Genomic DNA, 17,613 nt, shown 5'->3' with positions numbered 1-17,613 from the left:
AAACCGGTACATTACAGAGCCTCGAGTGAGTAGGCCGCGGTCATGAATACGTGGTGGCGACGGATTTGTCTCTCGCTCGTCGCCCTCTTCGCGATCGTCCTCGCCTACGCCGGACTCTACCGCTGGGGCATGGCGACCTTTCAGGGCGAGCAGCGTTCCCTGATCAAGTCGGCCCAGATCGTCATCGAGATCCTGACGACCGCCGGCTTCGGGGGCGACTCGGGGAGTTGGACCACCCCCGGGATGAACCTCATCGTCATCGCGATGAACATGAGCGGGGTGTTGCTCGTCTTTCTCGCGCTGCCGATCGTCGTCGTCCCGCTCTTCCAGCAGGCCCTCGAGACCCAGCCGCCGGAGTCGACCGAGCTCACCGACCACGTCATCATCTGCTCGCACACCGAGCGGGCCGACGTGCTCCGGGACGAACTCGAGGCCGCGGACGTGCCCTCCGTCTTCATCGAGGACGAACCGGAGGCGGTGACGGCGTTGATCGACGACGGGATCGAGGCGATGCTCGGCGATCCGGAACAGGAGGAGACGCTTCGGGCGGCGAACATCGACGCCGCCCGCGCTCTGGTGGTCGACATCTCCGACGAAGCCAACCCGGAGGTCATCCTCACCGCGCGGGAGCTTCGCGACGACATCAGGACCATCAGCGTCGCCGAGGACCGCGAGGTCGCGACCTACCACCGCTACGCCGGCGCCGACGAGGTCGTCCGGCCCCGGCAGGTGCTCGGGCGCAGCCTCGCCGGGAAGGCCGCGATGTCCGTTACGGCGGAGCTTCAGGAAACGATCGAACTGGGGGACCAACTCGAGATCACCGAACTTCGCATCGGCCGCGGGAGCGACCTCGCCGGTCGGACCATCGGCGAATCGAACATGCGCGATCGGATGGGCGTCAACGTGATCGGCGCCTGGATCGACGGCGAGTTCGCCCCGGCGCCGGATCCCGACATGGTCATCGACCCGAACACGATCCTGCTCGTCGCCGGTTCGCACGAGACGCTGACCGAGCTAACGACTCGAACGGTGTCGCCGACCGGCGGCCCGTACCGCGTGATCGTCGGCGGCTACGGCGAGGTCGGCCACACCGTCAGCGAAACCCTCGCCGAGTCCGGCGTGCCCCACACCATCGTCGACGACGGCGACGAGGAGGCGATCGACATCGTCGGCGACGTCACCGACGCCGACACGCTGGTCAACGCCGATGTCGAAAGCGCCCGTTCGATCGTCCTCGCGCTCGACGACGATACGGCAGCGATCTACGCGACGCTGGTTCTCGAGAAGATCGCACCCGACGTCGAGGTAATTGCGCGGGCCAACGAGACCGAAACCGTCCGCAAGCTCTACCGCGCGGGCGCCGAGTACGTCCTCGCGCTCTCGACCGTGACCGGACGGATGCTCTCCTCGCTGCTGCTCGAGGACGAGGAGGTGCTGACGCCGGAGACGCAGTTCGAGATCATCCGGACGACGGCGCCCGCACTCGTCGGCCGGAGCCTCGGCGAGGTCGACGTCCGCGCGCGGCTCGGCTGCACGGTCGTCGCCGCCGAGCGGGACGGCGAGTTGCTGACGAACCTCGGCGCGGAATTCACGATTCGCACCGGGGACACGCTCATCGTCGCCGGCAGCGACGAGACGGTCAACCGGTTCATCTCCGTCGCGAAGTGAACGAAGTGACGCCGGAGCCGCCGGAATTGATTTAGACTGACAGTCAACGGATTACGTATGGAGCGTTGGCAACGTCGCGCGGCGAAGACGCTCGGCGGCGTCGCGGTGCTCATCCTCGTCGTCTCGCTGCTGTACCACAACGCGATGGCGTTCGTCGAAGGCCGGTCCCAGAGCTACTTTCACTCGACGCAGGTCGTCATCGAGACCTTCACCGGTACGGGCTACGGCTCCGACTCTCCCTGGGAGACGCCGCTGGGCAACCTCTTCGTCATGGTGATGGATCTGAGCACGTTTCTGTTCCTCTTTATCGTGTTTCCGTACGTCTTCCAGCCGATCCTCGAGCAGTCGCTCTCTCGGACGGTTCCGCGCTCGGTCGAGTTAGAGGACCACGTCGTCGTCTGCGGCTACAGCGCCCGCGGCGAGCGGCTGATCGACGAACTCGAAACGCGGGACGTCGACTACGTCGTCATCGTCGAATCGCGCGACGAGGTGCTCGACCTCGACGACGCTGGCGTCTCGGTGATTCACGGCGACCCCGACAACGTCGAGACGCTCGAGCGCGCCGCCGTCGACGCGGCGACCTCGGTCGTCGTCGACACCAGCGACGAAGACGCCGCGAGTACCGTCCTCGCCGTCAGAGAGTGTGCCGAACGCATCCAGGTCGTCGCCCTCTGTCAGGATCCCGCACTCGAGCGGCCGCTGCGGTACGCCGGCGCCGACGACGTGATGACGCCGCGGCACCTGCTGGCCCAGCGGATCACCGAGCGGATCCAGACCGAACTCAACCCGCGGCTGAGCGACGTGACGAGCCTCGGGGACGACTTCGCACTCGTCGAGATCACGGTGTTCGAGGACAGCCCCATCTGCGGGATGACGCTCGCGGAGGCCGGGCTGATCGACAACCAGTCGGCGGCCATCGTCGGCCTCTGGGCCGGCGGCGAGTTCGTCGGCTCGCCCGCGCCCGACACCGTGATCACCGACGAAACGACCCTGCTCGTCGCGGGCGGCGAACGGGAGTTGCGCGACCTCGAGGCCCGGACCTACGCGAGTCACGGCCGGAACGGAACCGTGGTTATCGCCGGCCACGGCGAGGTCGGGTCGACGGTCAGCGAGCAACTGCGTGCGACCGACGTCGACTGTACGGTCGTCGACGTCGAGGAGAAGGCGGGTGTCGACGTAGTGGGCAACGCGACGGACGAGGACGTCCTTCGGGAGGCCGTGATCGAGGACGCGACGACGTTCGTCGTCGCGATCAAGGACGACGCGGCGGCGATCCTCTCGGTGCTCGTCGCTCGAGAACTGGCGCCGGACCTCGATATCATCGTTCGGATGAACGACGCCGACAACGAGGTGAAGGCTCGGCGAGCGGGCGCCGACTACGTCCTCACGCTGCCCGACATCAGCGGCCGACTGCTCGCGCTGGACGTCCTCCGCGAGGAGATCGTCTCCTACGACCGCCAGCTGAAGATCGTTCGGTTCGAATCGCCGGCGCTTACGGGACGAACAGTCGCCGACATTCCCCTCGCCGAAACGAACTGCACGCTCATCGCCGTCGAACGCTCCGGTGAGGTCTACCCCGACGCGTCGCCGACGTTCACGCTCGAGGCTGGCGACAGCCTGTTGCTCGCGGGCGACGACGACGCGATCAACGCGTTCGAGTCGGCCGTGGAGTGACCGAGCCGACCGGGCAGAGATGCGACCCGGAGACTGCTACCGGCCGAGCGCGTCCTCGATCGCCGCGACGACCGACTCTCCGTCCTGCGAATCGTCGACCGGCTCGCCGTCCACGAACACCGTCGGGGTCGCCTCGACTCCCTCCGCCTCGCCGTGCTCCCAGTCCGCGACCAGCGTCGGGTAGTAAGTGTCGTCCTCGAGGGCCTCCGTCACGGTCGACGGGTCGACACCGACATCCTCGGCGGCCGCGGCCAGTTCGTCCGCGCTGCCGATATCGTCGCGCATCACCGTGCGCTTGTACTCGAAAAATCGGCCGTTCGGATCGTCGTCTGTCTGAGTGGCGGCCTGTACCGCGCGGGCGGCGTTCGCCCGTGCCGCGGACGATTCCGACGCCATCACTACGAAATCGCGGTGGCGGTACTCGATCTCGCCCGGCTCGATATAGTCGGACTCGAGCGTGGGGAACACGTCGGCCTGAAACTCCTGACAGTGGGGACAGCCCAGGTCCTCGTAGACGGTGACGGGGACGTCGCCGTCGCCGAGCGTCGGGACCGGAAGTTGGCGATCGGCGTCGACGTCCTCGAGTTCGCTGGGGATCGACGCCTCGAGGAACGACGTACAGCCGGCGAGCCCGACAGCGGCGGTGCCGGCGGTTGCGGCGAGAAACGAACGGCGATGCATTACCCGGCTCTAGCGAGCGAAGCGAGTTAGGAGCATCGCAACGCGCGCCTCGGAGCCAAAGCCGGGGCGAGCGGGTGAGTTACAGTACGAGCGCGTCGACCAGTACCGCGACCAGTACCGCCCCGAGGAAGGCGTTCGAAGCGTGGAACGACCGGAACGCGGCGGCTTCGGTCTGCTCGAAGTGGAGGACGACGGCCGCCCAGAGGAAGATTCCGCCGAAGATCGCGACCGTCGCGGCGTAGATCGCCCCGAGGTCGGTGAGCCACGCGAGCGCGACCGTGCTCACGAGCGTCGCGGCGAGGTAGTAGACGATGTGTTTCCGGGTCTCGGTCTCGCCGCGAACGACCGGCATCATCGGGAAGCCGCCGCGGGCGTAGTCGTCCTTGTACGCCAGCGCGAGGTTGTAGAAGTGCGCCGGGGTCCAGAGGAAGATGACGCCCGCGAGCGCCAGCGCCGGAATCCCGATCTCGTTGGTGACGGCCGCCCAGCCGATCAGCGCCGGTAGCGCGCCGGCGAAGCCGCCGATGACCGTGTTCTGGACGGTGTTCGGCTTGAGAAGCAGCGTGTAGACCACGCTGTAGAACAAAATTGCGGCCAGTCCCAGCGCCGCCGCGAGCCGGTTGATCGTCAGGAAGACGCCGAGCGAGGCGACCGTCAGCAGGCCGCCGAAGGCCAAGGCGTTCCGGACCGGCACCAGATCCGTCGCCAGCGGTCGATCCGCGGTCCGGGACATCCGCCGGTCGATGTCGCGTTCGAGGACGTGATTGAACGTCCCCGAGGCGCCGATCGAAAGGACGCCGCCGCCGAGCGTGGCGACGATCGTGTACGCGTCCAGCGACGGGCCGGCGGCCAGGGCCATCCCCGCGGCGGCGACGAGACAGAGCAGCCACATCAGCCGCGGCTTCATCATCTTGAAGTAGGCGTACGCGGTCAGCCGGGCGCGAGCGAGCGGACTCGAGGGGAGCTCCCGTTTCTCGCTCGCGTTCTCCTCGAGCGGTTCGGGCGCCATACTCGGATCGGTCGCGATCGCGTCGTCGTCCCGGCCGGTGGTCAACTCGAGGTCCCAGGCGAGCGCGAGGACGACGCCGGCGAAGATGACGACGCCGAGTCCGAGGTGGAGTCCGGGTGCGATGGCGTCGGCGCCGAGCGTCGCGGTGGCCGCGCCGACGCCGACCTGGACCACGTAGAGTGCGGCGGCGGCGAACAGCGTTCGTCGAACGCGGGCGGTGGCGTCGCCGAGTACGGCGACGGCGGCCGTCGCGGCGACGAGCAGCCCGACGACGAGGGCCGCAATGCGGTGGCCCCAGACGATCGCGAGTTGCGTCTCGTTCAGCGGGTCGGTCGGCGCGTGGCAGGTCGGCCACGTCGAACACGCCGACGCGGCGTCCGTAATCGACGTCGTCGCGCCGATGATCAACAGGAGGTAGACGCCGAGTGCGGTCGCTGTAAGCAGTGCGGAGAAGCGTCGGTGCGTCCCGATCGGGCGGGGAAACGAGTCGGTTGCCACGGCTATTCTCGTCTGCAACGTTCGACTCTGCGTATTTATGATTCCCGCTTTCGCCCCCGCTTTCCCCCGATTCAGTCGGTGTGCGTGACTCTCACATTCCCATATCCTCGGCCGCTTCGGGGATCGGGAGGTCGTGCGGCGAGACCCCGAGTAGCTCCGCGGCGTGGTCGAGCGCCATGTCGAACCCGTAGTAGCGCTCGAGTTCGTCGCCGTCGGGCCTCGGGCGGACCTTCAGCATGGCGTAGCCCTCGATGTTCTGGGCGATTGCCGCGGTCGCGCGCGGCCCGGTGCCGGCGCCCGTGCGCTCGAACGCGAGGATTCGCTCGCCGCCGGTCTCCTCGTAGGTCGCTGCGATCCCGTCGGTTTCGGCGGTTCGCGTGTCGGCGTCGGTACCGTTCGACTCGCCTTCGGCGGCCGCTTCCGTTCCCGTCTCCGTACCAGATTCCGCCTCGTCCTCCGACTCGGTCATGGGTCGTACTCGCGAGTCCAGAACCGGGAAACTGTCGGTTCCGGCGAGGCGAGATCGATACCGCTTTTTCGCCCCCGTCGGGAGTCGGAGACGTGTCCCGGACGGCGTCCGTCAGGTCCCGCCCGCTCGCCGAGTTTCGGCTCACCCGACGCGTCGCCCTCCAGTGGCTCGGGACCGCGGTGGTCGGCTTCTTCGTCTTCGCGTACTGCTTCGCTCGCGTCTTGGCGGCGATCCGCGGCCACTCCCTCGAGCCGATCGTGATCCGGGCGACGCCGCCGGCCGTCCACTTCTGGCTCCTCGTCTCGCTCGGTCTCGTGGCGCTCGTCATTGTCCTCCACGAAGCGCTTCACGGGCTGGTTATGACCCGGTACGGCGATTCACCCGGCTTCGGAATCGGTGTCTCGTACTTCGTGCTGCCGTACGCCTACGCCGAGACGCGGGGCGACTTTACGCGGAATCAACTGCTCGCGATGTTGCTCGCGCCGTTCGTCTCGATCACGACCCTCGGCGTCGCCGCCATGCTGGGTTACCCGTCGTCAGTGTGGCTGATCCCGCTCGCGACGAACGCGGCCGGCTCGATCGGCGATCTCTGGATGGCCGCGACGCTGCTGCAGTATCCCGCGGACGTCCGAGTCACCGAGCTTCCGGACGGCGACGGCGTGCAGGGATTCGCGATCTACGGCCCGGAACCGGACCAAAACGCGGACGGACAGCCCTCCTCCCTCGAGTGCCGTCCCGTCGCAGTCGTCCTCACAACGCTGCTCGCGGGCGCCGCCGGGACGCTCGCGATCCTCGTGGGACTGGGCATCGTCGCCGTACTGGGCTCGCTCGCGGTCGGCTCGGGCGACGTCGTAATCGGCCACCCCGACGGCCGGTGGTTCCTCCTCCGGCACGAACTCGGCGTCAACGGGGACGCCCACCTCGAGATCGGCGCCGCGTCCGTGCTGGCGGTCGCCGCCGTCGGCGGGATCGTGCGGACGCTCGTGGCGGCCGCTCGCGGTGAACTCGAGTGACGGACGGCGACACCGACGAACCCCCCGAGTCGTGCGACCGAGACCGGAAACCGTAACGCTCGAGCGACGCCCCCGCGACTCAACCACTATGAGCAAGTGGCTCCAGAGCGGCCGCCGTCGAGACATGTGCGTCCTGCTTTCCGCCGCCGAGGACGGCGAGCTCCGCGGGCAGCAACTGAAGTCCCGCCTCGAGTCCCACTACGACGGCCGCATCGACCCGAAGTCGTTCTACGGGTCGCTCTCGGCGCTGGTCGAGGCGGGCTTCGTCGAGGAACGAACGGAGGGCATTCACGACGTCTATCGGCTTACTGACGAGGGTGAGCGACGGGTGCAGGACCACTACGAGTGGCTCCGGGGGTGTCTCGAGTCGGACGCCTCGAGCGAGACGGTCGACTCCTAACGCCTACCGATCCCGAATCCGCTGCGGTCCCTCGATCGCGCTCGATGCCGCGGTGACCCTGCGGCGTCGCTAATATATCCCCCTGATATCGTGGGACTAGTCCGGCGAACTTCCGCGCGCTGGGAATTAGCGGCGGGGTTTGTCCGTGCGTAGCCCCACGTTCCACGTGAGGGGATTCACAATGGCCGTCGCCGACATCGAACGGGACGTCTTCGGCGAACAGATTCACCCGATCACCAGGGCAGTCACCGGCGTCATCGCGGCGATCGGGGTTGCAGGTCACGTTGCGCTCGGCGTTGCCGTCGTGCTACTCTTTTACATCCTCCTCGCGGGGATGTGACGCGGTAGTGCGACCGCATCACCGCGGTCGCAATCGCCGTTTTCGATCGCTTACCGCGTTGTCGCCGGTCACTCCTCGAGTAACTGATCGCCGATCGTGTTCCGCAGCACCTCGCTCGTTCCCTCGTAAATCTCGTTGAGCTTGGCGTCGCGGTAGAACCGTTCGGCGGGGAAGTCCTTCGTGTAGCCGTAGCCGCCGTGGATCTGGATGCCCTCGTTGGCCACCTCGCGGCTCACTTCGGAGGCGTAGAGTTTGGCCTGGGCGGCGTCCTTGATGTAGTTCTCGCCGCGGATCTTCTTGTCCGCGGCCTTGTGCATCAGCATCTTGGCGGCTTGGATCTTCGTGTCCATGTCCGCCAGCTTGTGCTTGATCGACTGGAACTCGCCGATCGGCTGGCCGAACTGCTCGCGCTCGTTGGCGTAGTCGCGGGCGGCCTCGAAGGCGGCGCGGGCGATGCCGACGCCGCGGGCGGCGATCGTGATGCGGCCGCCGTTCAGGGTCTTCAGCGCCTGGACGAAGCCCTCGCCTTCTTCGCCGAGCAGGCGGTCCTCGGACAGGCGCATGTCGTCGAACCGCAACTCGGCCGTGGGACACCCTTTGTCGCCGAGTTTCTCCTCCGTGTTCTCGACGATGAAGCCGTCGTCCTCCTCGGGGCGGACGACGAACGACGAGATTCCCTTGTTGCCCGCCTCGGGATCGGTCTTCGCGAACAGGGTGATCGTGTCCGCGACGGAGCCGTTGGAGATCCAGAGTTTGCCGCCGTTGACGACGTATTCGTCGCCATCTTTTTCGGCGGTCGTCTCCATCGCCGGCACGTCGCTGCCCGCGCCCGCCTCCGAGAGCGCGAACGCGCCGATGTCGCGTCCTTCCGCGAGCGGCACGAGGTACTCCTCCTTCTGGCTCTCGGTCCCGAAATTGTAGAGCATGTTCCCCGCAAGGGAGGTGTGGGCCGCGACGATCGTTCCCAGCCCGCCGGAGCCGCGGGAGATCTCCTCGAGGCCGATCGCGTAGGAGTGGTAGTCGAGGCCGGCGCCGCCGTACTCCTCGGGGAACGGCATGCCCATGAGGCCGAGATCGGCCATCTCGTCGATGAGATCCTGCGGGAACTCGTCGTCGTGGTCGATCTCGTCGGCGATGGGAACGACCTCCTCGTCGACGAACTCGGCGACCATGTCCCGGATCTGTTGCTGCTCGGGGGAGAGCGCGAAGTCCATACCGTGGTATTTGGAACCGTGGCCCTTTACTGTTCGTTCCGATAGCTATCCGTTTCCGTCGCGGTCGATCCGATCGGCAAAAACTGGACGCCGACCGTGGGGAGATTCAGTTTCAGTCGTCGTCCGGCGCGGCTTCCTCCGGAACCCGTCCTTCAACGAGCGACTCGTCGGCGTACTCCTCGCGGATGTCCTTCTTCGAGAACTTGCCCGTCGCCGTCTTCGGAATCTCCTGGATGAACTCGACGTCGTCCGGGAGCCACCACTTCGGATACTCGTCGGCGAGTTCTGCCTTGATTTCGTCGACCAGCGTCTCGCGGTCGGCGTCCGCCGCGGGGACGACGAACGCGACCGGCCGCTCCTGCCACCGCTCGTGCGGCACGCCGACGACGGCCGCCTCGGCGACGTCGTCGTGGGCCATGATCGCGTTCTCGAGTTCGACCGACGAGATCCACTCGCCGCCGGACTTGATGACGTCCTTCTCCCGGTCGACGATCTTGACGTAGCCGTCCTCGTCGACGGTGACGACGTCGCCGGTCTTGAGCCAGCCGTCCTCGAACTCCGCCTCGTTGGCTTCCGGCCGCTTAAAGTACTCCGTGGCCACCCACGGCCCGCGGATCCACAGTTCGCCGAAGTCCTCGCCGTTCCAGGCGACCTCCTCGCCGTCGTCGCCGATCACCCTGAACTCGAGGCCGGGCATCACGAGTCCCTGTTTGCTGCGCTTATCGACCTGGGTCTCGTAGTCGGCGTCCTGCAGGTCGGCCCTGAGGTGCGAGACCGTGCCGATCGGCGCCGTCTCGGTCATCCCCCAGGCGTGCAGCACCTCGACGCCCTGGTCGTCGAACCACTCGATCATCGACTTCGGCGCCGCCGAGCCGCCGACGATCACGGTCTCGAGCGCCGAGAGATCCACCTCGTTCTCCGAACAGTACTCCATCAGGCCGAGCCAGACGGTCGGCACGCCCGCGGTGATCGTCACGCCCTCGGATTCGATGAGGTCCGCGAGGTCCGCGGGCTCAGGGGAGGGACCGGGGAAGACCTGTTTCGCGCCGCCCGCGGTCGCCGTAAACGGCATCCCCCAGGCGTTGACGTGGAACATCGGGACCACGGGCATGACGACGTCGTCGTCGGCCATCGGAATCCCCTGCGGTGTCTGGGAGGCCATGGTGTGGCTCCAGAGCATCTGCTGGGTGTACTCGACGCCCTTCGGATCGCCGGTCGTCCCCGAGGTGTAACACATCCCCGCGGGCTGTTCCTCGTCGACGTCGGGCCAGTCGTACTCCGTGTCGTGGCCCTCGATGAACGACTCGTAGGGCGTCGCCTCGAGAGCATCGGACGCCTCGCTCCCCATGACGACGAAGTCGACGCCGTCGAACTCGTCGTCGGCGTCCTCGACCGCGCCCGCGAGTTTCCCCGCGAAGGACTGATCGACGAAGATCAGTTCGTCGTCGGCGTTGTCGACGATGTACCGGATGTGCGCGTCGGGGAGGAGCGGGTTGATCGTGTGCAGTTGCGCCCCCATCGACGGGACGGCGAAGTACGTCTCGAAGTGCCGCGAGTGATTCCAGCAGAACGTCCCGACGCGGTCGCCCTGCTCGATCCCGTGCTCCTCGAGGGCGTTCGCGAGGCGGCAGGTTCGGTCCTCGTACTCGCCGTACGTGTACCGCTGCAGTCCGTCGTGGTTCCGGGAGACGATCTCCGTGTCGGCGTACAGTTTGCTCGCGCGCCACAGAAACGGCCGAAGGGTCTGGTCTGTTCCCGCTGGCATACCAACTGTTTAATCATGAATATATGGTATTACTCTTTCCATATGCGGGTTGATATACAGCATCACGATACGCGTTGTACCACTCGCTGCGGATCGCACAGCACGGAGAGACCGGAAAAACGAAGCGCGAGCTGCCGCCGCAGTCACTATCCGACCGACGACACCTCCGCTATTCGGCCGTCCCGACCGCCTCGAGCGCCGATTCGATGGATTCGTCGCCCGACAGAATCTCGACCGTCTCGCCGTAGACGGGATCGAAGTCGATCGCGGTCACGAGTACGCGGGCGACGTCTTCCCGCGGGATATCGCCGTCGGCCATCTCGAGGCTGTCGGCGGCTCGAATCTCGCCAGTGCCGTCCGCGGTCGTCAACTCGCCGGGGCGGACGATAGTGTACGAAAGGTCGCTCTGCCGGAGGTACTCGTCGGCCTCGGCCTTCGCGATGAGGTAGTCCCACAGCGGGTCGGGTCCCGACTCGGGATCGTCGGCACCCATCGAACTGAGCATGACGAACCGGTCGACGCCCGCGTCCTCGGCGGCGTCGATCAGGTTGATCGCGCCGTCGCGGTCGACGCCGTAAACGTCCTCGCCGTCGGAGCCCGCGGCGAAGACGATGGCATCGCAGCCCTCGACGGCGGGCTCGAGCGAGTCGGGCTCGGTCAGGTCGGCGACGACCGGGTCGCCGCCGAGCGATTCCATCTCCTCGGTCTGCGAGTCGTCGCGGATCATCGCCCGCGGCGTGCGGTCGCGTTCGGCGAGCAGTCGCGTGACGTGCTGACCGGTCGGGCCGTGCGAGCCGGCAACGAGTACGGTGTCGTTCATACGGACGGTTCGGTCCTGCTCAGAAAAGAGGTTTCGCCGGGCCGTGCCGGCACCCCACCGGCGAAGCGTCGGATCGGCGCGTCACGCCGGATACTATCGTCGACCTCTCGGTTGAGACGACTGTCGCTATCCTCGACAGGTGTAACTCACCCTACATAAACCGACCACGGTATTTTTCCGGCGTGGCGACAAAGAAAACGCGAGTAGATGACCACCGGCCAGCACGATTGCACAACTGACGCCGACCTGGAGTGGTGTTACGACGCGGTTCACGGTGTTTCGCGGACCTTTTCGATCACGATCGATCGGCTCGAGGAGCCGATGTCCAGACACATCTGCGTGGGGTATCTCCTCTGTCGTGTTGCAGACACTATCGAGGACGCAGGCCACATCCCGCCGGAAACGCAGACCGACCTCCTCGAGACGTACGATCGACTCCTCGATCCCGACGCGGAGCAGCCGGTGGCTGCGTTCATGGACGACGTCGAGCCCTGGATCCCCGATGAGCGAACCGACGACTGGGAGGTCGTCGCCCAGACTCCTCGCGTCCTGCGCACCTTCGACTCGCTCGACGAGGAACCCCGCGAGATCATGCGCGAACCCGTCCGCGAACTCGTCGACGGGATGGCCATGTTCACCGACCGCTACGCCGACGAGGGCGGGCTACGCCTGCAGACCCTCGAAGAACTCGAGGAGTACTGCTGGTACGCCGCCGGCACCGTCGGCACCCTGATTACGGGCCTGGTCGCCCGCGGCGCTTCGGAGGAACGAGCTACGGAGATGCGGAACAACGCCCGCTCCTTCGCCCTCCTGCTCCAACTGGTCAACATCGCCAAGGACGTCGAGGACGACTATCACGAGGAGAACAACGTCTACCTCCCCGCCGAGTGGCTCGCCGAGGAGAACGTCGACGCCGAGGCCGTAACCCACGAAGCCAACCACGGCGGCGTCACGAACGTCATCAAGCGCGTCACAAATCGTGCGGAGACGTACCTCGACGACGCCCAGCGCTACCTCGAGATCGTCCCGGAGCGACACGGCAACCGCCTGTCGGCGTGGGCGATCCCCTACCTGCTCGCGGTCGGCACGATGCGCGAACTGCAGGCTCGCCCCGAGGACGTCGTCCGCGAGGGCGACGTGAAGGTCTCTCGAGCGGAAGTGTATACGCTCATCCAGCAGTTCGAGGACGGCGTTTCACGAAGCCGTCTCGAGGAGTTGCGCCGGAAGATGGCGGAACAGCCGCTCCACCAGTAAGCTGCTCGAAAGACCTCGTCTTCTATCGGATCCTTACACCGCTCCGTCAGCCGAGTCGGCGTCGGTCGCCACGAGCCGGCCGACGAGCGCCAGCGGGTAGCCGAAGACCGCGACTATCGCGGCCCAGCCGCCCAGGACGAACCAGAAGACGAACACGCCGAGTCCGGCCGGCGTGACGAACAGCGACAGCGCGACAGCGCCGCCGATCAGGAAAATCGCCGCACACGCGGCGAAAGCGAGCGGGACGATACCACTCGAGTGGCGTTCGGCAGTGTACCCGAGCGGCAAGAAGCACGCGGCGGCCAGTCCGAACGGAAGCGCGGTCAGCGACGCCGGACCGCCGAGCAACCACAGCAGCGCGCCGGTCGACAGCGCGACGAGCGCCGCGAGGCCGATCACGTCACGGGTACTGCGGCGGCCGCCGCGGCGAACCCCGAGCCCGAGTGCGGCGTACCCGACGCCCAACGCACTCAGCGCACCGAGTACGGGGTTGAACGGCCGTCCGGTCGCCGCCGTACTCACGACGACCAGCCCGACCGCACCGGTCGCGCCGACGCCGACGAGTAACCGCTCGAGCGCGGCGAGATCGAACGCGTCGCGGCCCCAGTCGACGCGACCGGCGGCGATTCCGGCGACCGCGAGCAGCGCACCCGGAACGAGGCCGGCGCGAACGCCCTGCTCGAGCGCCGCGGGACCGATCTCGAGTCCGATCGTCGCGGATGCGCTCGCGGTGGCGACGAGCGCGGATGCGTTGCTCGAGCCGTACGTGATGTAGGTCCGGTCGCCGAACTCGCTCTCGCCGGTCCACGTCGCCGTATTCCCGTCGACGCCCGCCCCCGGCGGATCGTTCGTCACGACGGTTCCCTCGGGGGAGTGGATCGTCACGCGGTCGGCCTCCAGCCAGTACCGGTCTCGCGGGTTCTCGAGCACGAAGTAATCGATGACTCGGGTATCCCGAACGCCGGGTCGGGAAACGTTTTCGACGGCGTAGGTCACCGTGACGGTGCCGTTCTCGAGCGCGATCGCTCGGTCGACGTCCTCGTCGATGACGTGGTAGTAGGTTCCCGTCGGATCAACTTCGCGCTCGAGGGCGGTGGCGTTCTCGCGGTATCGGACGGCGGTGGAGTCGTTCACGGGGACGCGCTCGATCCAGCGGGAGTCGCCGTCGGCGTCGACGTAGACGTCGAGCGTCCCGGGTTCCGTCGCGCCGGGAACGCCGTCGGCGCAGCTGCCACAGAGCGTCGTCGGCGGGGGTGCGCCCGCGACAGCGGCGCTCGCGAGGGCGATCAGACAGCAGAGGGCGATCGCGGCGAAGCGGGAACGGGGCATCCCTTCGGCGTTCGAATGTCAAATACATAAAATTTGGTCGTCGTTCGTATTACCGGTTCTCGGCCGGGCGAGCGGCCACTCACTCGCCGTTCAGTTCGGTCTGTACCATCTTCTCGAGCCGGTCCAGCCCCGTCTCGAGGCGCGCCAGATCGTTCGCGAAACTCAGTCGGAGGTGGCCCTCGCCGCCGGCGCCGAAGGCCGTCCCCGGCGCCGCGACGACCTCGTAGTCGTAGAGCAGCCGCTTCGCGATCTCCGCGCTCGAGCCATCGAACGCGCTCACGTCGATAAAGGCGTAGAAGGCGCCCTCGGGTTCGGCCGCGGAGACGTGGGGAATCGACTCGAGGCGGTCGACGACGTAGTCGCGGCGCTCGCGGAAGGCGGCTCGCATCTCCTCGAACGGCTCCTGCGGGCCGGTCAGCGCCTCGACGGCGGCGTACTGCGCGGGGGTGTTCACGCAGGAGGTCGTACTCTCGTGGATCGTCTCGACCTGCGAGAGGACGTCTGCGGGCCCGGAGAGCCAGCCGACGCGCCAGCCGGTCATCGCGTAGGTCTTGGAACAGGAGTTGATCGAGAGCACCCACTCGTCGCGGTCGGTGAGGGCCGCGGCGCGAGGCGGCAGTTCCGCGTAGGCCAGTTCGCGGTAGACCTCGTCGGCGAGGACGTAGGCGCCGTGGTCGGCCGCGGCCGCGACGACGCGCTCGACGGCCTCCGCGGGGAACACTCGGCCGGTCGGATTCGACGGGGAAGTCAGCAGGACGGCCGCAGTATCCGGGCCGATCGCGTTGACGATCCGCTCGGGATCGGGTTCGAATCCCCGGTCGGCGGGCATCGGCACCTCGACGGGCACCGCGGCGGCGAGTTTCGCCTGCGAGATCGGGTTCGGCCACGCGGGCGTCGGGACGACGACCTCCTCGCCGGGATCGGCGACCGCGTGGATCGCGAGGTGCAGCGCCTCGACGCCGCCGTTCGTGACGACGACCTCCGAGTCCGGGTCGACGGCACGGTTCCGCTCGCTCGAGAGTTTTGCTGCGATTGCGTCCCTGAGTTTCGGCAGCCCGGCGTTCGAGGTGTAGTTCGTCGCGCCGTTCCGAGCGGCCTCGACCGCCGCCTGAACGACGCGGTCAGGCGTATCGAAGTCCGGCTCGCCGAACTCGAGGTGGACGAGGTCGCTGTCGGGCGTTTCGCGTTCGTACTCGGACGCGAGTTCGAACATCACGCGGATCTGCTGGGGCTCGATCTCGCGGACGCGTTCGGCGAGCCGATCCGACTCGGTTCCGGGCTCGGCGTCGGGGGCGGACGACCGATTCATTGCTCGAGACGAAGACGGTGCGCGGCAAGAAGATTCGGAGTCGCGACCGTCCGTGGCGGCGTACTCGCTACTCGTACTCGTAGAATCCCTTGCCCGTCTTCTTCCCGAGGTCGCCGGCCTCGACCTTCCGCTTGAGCAGGTAAGCCGGCTGGTACCGGTCGCCGAGTTCCTCGTGGAGCGTCTCGGAAGCGTGCAGGCAGATGTCGAGCCCGATGTGGTCCGCGAGCCGCAGCGGCCCCATCGGGACGTTCGTGCCGAGTTCCATCCCGCGGTCGATGTCCGCCTTCGTGGCCACGCCCTCGTCGAAGGCGCGGATGCCCTCGTTGATCCACGGCATCAGGATCCGGTTGGTGACGAAGCCAGGCTTGTCGTCGGCCTCCCAGGTGGTCTTCTCCAGATCCTCGGCAATTTCGTGGGCCAGAGCGGTCGCCTCGTCGCTCGTCTTCTCGCCGACGACGACCTCGACCCCCTCCATGATCGGGACCGGGTTCATGAAGTGCAGGCCGATCACGCGCTCGGGGTGCTCGAGGTCGCCGGCGATCGAGGTGATCGAGAGCGTGCTCGTGTTCGTCCCGAGCAGGACGTCGTCGTCGCAGACGCGCTCGAGGTCGGCGAACACCTCCCGCTTCACGTCGAGTTCCTCGAGCACGGCTTCGATCACCAGATCACAGTCGGCGAACGCCTCGAGGTCAGTCGTGCCTTCGATTCGGCCGCGGATCGTCTCGGGGTCTTCCTCGAGGTCGTCGCGGTCCGCGAGCCGCTCGAGGCTGTCGCGGATGGTCTCGAAGCCGTTCTCGACGAACTCCTGCTCGACGTCGCGCATTCGGACGTCGTAGCCGGCGGTGGCGGCGACCTGTGCGATGCCGCTGCCCATCGTGCCTGCGCCGACGACGCCGATCCGATCGATGCGATCGCGTACCATACCGCGCGTTCGATGCTGTGCGTGGTAAACGTGGGGGCTAGGGGCCGGCCGGGATCGCTCGAGCGCCTTCGTAGCGACACCAGACCTATAAGCTATCGCGAACGTTGGTACCGGCATGCAACGCGATGGCATTCAGTTCCACAACGTCGGCGAGGCCCGGACGGCCGAGGACCGAGAGGGGTACCTGCTGCAACGCGTTCCGGAGGCGGTCCGGCACGAACTCAACGACGGCGCGCAGTCGCGGATGCGCCACCCTGCAGGCGTCGAACTGCGGTTCGTCCCCGATGGAACCGCGTCGGTGACGCTCTCGACGGTACCCGGCGGGAGCGCCCCGGAGGGCACCGTCCAGGTCTTCTGGGGGCCGATCCAGGGCACGACGGAGGTCGTCGTCGGCTCGGAACCGACGACCATCGAGGTCTCGCCGCCCGAAACGCTCGCCGACCTCGAGCCCGCGGCCCGCGAGAAGTTGGCGTTCGATCCCCGCGTCTGCCGGATCCGGCTGCCGGGCGAACACCGCGGCGGGCCGATGGTCTACCACGGCCTCGAGGGCGACGTGCGCCCGCCCCGCGAGGACGAGTTACCGGACCGGCGGTACCTCGCGTACGGCACCTCGATCACCGAGGGCGAGGCTCCGTCGGCGGAGCACCTGACCTACGTCGGACAGACGGCGCGTCGGCTGGACGCTGATCTGATCAACCTCGGCTCCTGCGGGACGGCCTACTGCGACGCGGCGATCGCCGATCACATCGCCGGGCGCGACGACTGGGACGTCGCGACGCTCTCGATCTCCATCAACATGGTCGGCACGTTCTCCACCGACGAGTTCCGCGAGCGAGCCGAGCACCTGATCGATCGGGTCGCCGCCGCACACCCCGAGAAACCGGTCGTCCCGATCACCATCTTCCGGAACGGGTGGGACGTCAGCCAGGGTGCCGGTGAGTCGGGCGACGCCGACGAGTGCGAGCGGTTCCGCGAGGAACTGCGCGCTGTCGTCGCCGAGACATCCCACGACAACGTCCACCTGCTCGAGGGGCCCGAACTGCTGCCGACGATCGAGGGGCTCACCACCGATCTGGTTCATCCCGGGGACAACGCGATGATCACGATGGGCGAGAACCTCGCGGCGGAACTCGAGGAGTTGCTCGAGGCGTAACCGGCGGGCGACCCGCGAGATCGCGCCGGGACATCGAGACGGCAGGCGTCGTCTCGAGCGGTCGCGCATTCGACGCCGAGAACGACGGGACAAGT

The 17,613-nt window shown here is 67.3% G+C and carries 16 protein-coding genes; 7 read left to right on the top strand and 9 right to left on the bottom strand.

Annotated features, from left to right (window positions below; translation table 11 throughout):
- Positions 1-42 precede the first annotated feature (42 nt).
- Positions 43-1,668 carry a potassium channel family protein gene (locus ATJ93_RS03710; protein ID WP_120243267.1) on the top strand — a complete coding sequence of 542 codons (1,626 nt, stop codon included), beginning with the start codon at positions 43-45 and terminating at the stop codon, positions 1,666-1,668.
- Positions 1,669-1,725: 57 nt separating this feature from the next.
- The gene (locus ATJ93_RS03705; protein WP_245977501.1) at positions 1,726-3,342 is read left to right on the top strand and encodes a potassium channel family protein; all 1,617 of its coding nucleotides are present in this window, start codon (positions 1,726-1,728) and stop codon (positions 3,340-3,342) included.
- A gap of 36 nt (positions 3,343-3,378) precedes the next feature.
- Here ATJ93_RS03705 and ATJ93_RS03700 read toward each other — a convergent pair whose 3' ends face one another.
- The 3 genes from ATJ93_RS03700 to ATJ93_RS03690 form a co-directional block, all read right to left on the bottom strand.
- The gene (locus tag ATJ93_RS03700; protein ID WP_120243266.1) at positions 3,379-4,023 is read right to left on the bottom strand and encodes a thioredoxin domain-containing protein; all 645 of its coding nucleotides are present in this window, start codon (positions 4,021-4,023) and stop codon (positions 3,379-3,381) included.
- A gap of 79 nt (positions 4,024-4,102) precedes the next feature.
- Positions 4,103-5,530 (bottom strand): heme o synthase, encoded by a 1,428-nt coding sequence (locus ATJ93_RS03695; RefSeq protein WP_120243265.1) that lies wholly within the window; start codon positions 5,528-5,530, stop codon positions 4,103-4,105.
- Between the two features lie 91 nt (positions 5,531-5,621).
- On the bottom strand, positions 5,622-5,999 hold the full coding sequence (locus ATJ93_RS03690; RefSeq protein WP_449405093.1) for a DUF7111 family protein: 378 nt from the start codon (positions 5,997-5,999) through the stop codon (positions 5,622-5,624).
- A 92-nt stretch (positions 6,000-6,091) separates the two neighbouring features.
- Between ATJ93_RS03690 and ATJ93_RS03685 the strand changes: the two genes are divergently transcribed.
- From ATJ93_RS03685 to ATJ93_RS23475, 3 genes are all read left to right on the top strand, one after another.
- A complete protein-coding gene (locus tag ATJ93_RS03685; protein WP_120243264.1) occupies positions 6,092-7,012 on the top strand; it encodes a DUF3267 domain-containing protein in 921 nt (306 codons plus the stop codon).
- Between the two features lie 88 nt (positions 7,013-7,100).
- On the top strand, positions 7,101-7,412 hold the full coding sequence (locus ATJ93_RS03680; RefSeq protein WP_120243263.1) for a PadR family transcriptional regulator: 312 nt from the start codon (positions 7,101-7,103) through the stop codon (positions 7,410-7,412).
- 181 nt (positions 7,413-7,593) lie between these two features.
- Positions 7,594-7,752 carry a hypothetical protein gene (locus tag ATJ93_RS23475; protein ID WP_170155509.1) on the top strand — a complete coding sequence of 53 codons (159 nt, stop codon included), beginning with the start codon at positions 7,594-7,596 and terminating at the stop codon, positions 7,750-7,752.
- A 68-nt stretch (positions 7,753-7,820) separates the two neighbouring features.
- Here the strand turns inward: ATJ93_RS23475 and ATJ93_RS03675 are convergent, their stop codons facing one another.
- From ATJ93_RS03675 to ATJ93_RS03665, 3 genes are all read right to left on the bottom strand, one after another.
- Complete coding sequence (locus ATJ93_RS03675; RefSeq protein ID WP_120243262.1) at positions 7,821-8,966, bottom strand: acyl-CoA dehydrogenase; 1,146 nt, start codon at positions 8,964-8,966, stop codon at positions 7,821-7,823.
- Between the two features lie 112 nt (positions 8,967-9,078).
- On the bottom strand, positions 9,079-10,731 hold the full coding sequence (locus ATJ93_RS03670; protein WP_120243261.1) for a long-chain fatty acid--CoA ligase: 1,653 nt from the start codon (positions 10,729-10,731) through the stop codon (positions 9,079-9,081).
- Between the two features lie 169 nt (positions 10,732-10,900).
- Positions 10,901-11,551, bottom strand: a complete 651-nt coding sequence (locus ATJ93_RS03665) for an SDR family oxidoreductase (protein ID WP_120243260.1) — start codon at positions 11,549-11,551, stop codon at positions 10,901-10,903.
- 207 nt (positions 11,552-11,758) lie between these two features.
- Here ATJ93_RS03665 and ATJ93_RS03660 point away from each other — a divergent pair, with 207 nt between their 5' ends.
- Positions 11,759-12,805: a phytoene/squalene synthase family protein gene (locus tag ATJ93_RS03660; protein ID WP_120243259.1), complete on the top strand. Its 1,047-nt coding sequence runs from the start codon at positions 11,759-11,761 to the stop codon at positions 12,803-12,805.
- A 33-nt stretch (positions 12,806-12,838) separates the two neighbouring features.
- Here the strand turns inward: ATJ93_RS03660 and ATJ93_RS03655 are convergent, their stop codons facing one another.
- From ATJ93_RS03655 to ATJ93_RS03645, 3 genes are all read right to left on the bottom strand, one after another.
- A complete protein-coding gene (locus tag ATJ93_RS03655; protein WP_120243258.1) occupies positions 12,839-14,134 on the bottom strand; it encodes a hypothetical protein in 1,296 nt (431 codons plus the stop codon).
- A 79-nt stretch (positions 14,135-14,213) separates the two neighbouring features.
- Positions 14,214-15,443 carry a pyridoxal phosphate-dependent aminotransferase gene (locus ATJ93_RS03650; protein WP_120243257.1) on the bottom strand — a complete coding sequence of 410 codons (1,230 nt, stop codon included), beginning with the start codon at positions 15,441-15,443 and terminating at the stop codon, positions 14,214-14,216.
- A 67-nt stretch (positions 15,444-15,510) separates the two neighbouring features.
- Positions 15,511-16,365 (bottom strand): 3-hydroxyacyl-CoA dehydrogenase family protein, encoded by an 855-nt coding sequence (locus tag ATJ93_RS03645; RefSeq protein WP_120243256.1) that lies wholly within the window; start codon positions 16,363-16,365, stop codon positions 15,511-15,513.
- Between the two features lie 115 nt (positions 16,366-16,480).
- Here ATJ93_RS03645 and ATJ93_RS03640 point away from each other — a divergent pair, with 115 nt between their 5' ends.
- Positions 16,481-17,518 (top strand): SGNH/GDSL hydrolase family protein, encoded by a 1,038-nt coding sequence (locus ATJ93_RS03640; RefSeq protein ID WP_120243255.1) that lies wholly within the window; start codon positions 16,481-16,483, stop codon positions 17,516-17,518.
- The last annotated feature ends 95 nt before the right edge of the window (positions 17,519-17,613 follow it).

This window comes from Halopiger aswanensis (genome assembly GCF_003610195.1).
GTDB lineage: Archaea > Halobacteriota > Halobacteria > Halobacteriales > Natrialbaceae > Halopiger > Halopiger aswanensis.
Note: the sequence above shows the minus strand (reverse complement) of the source record. Positions and strands in the feature narration are given on the sequence as shown.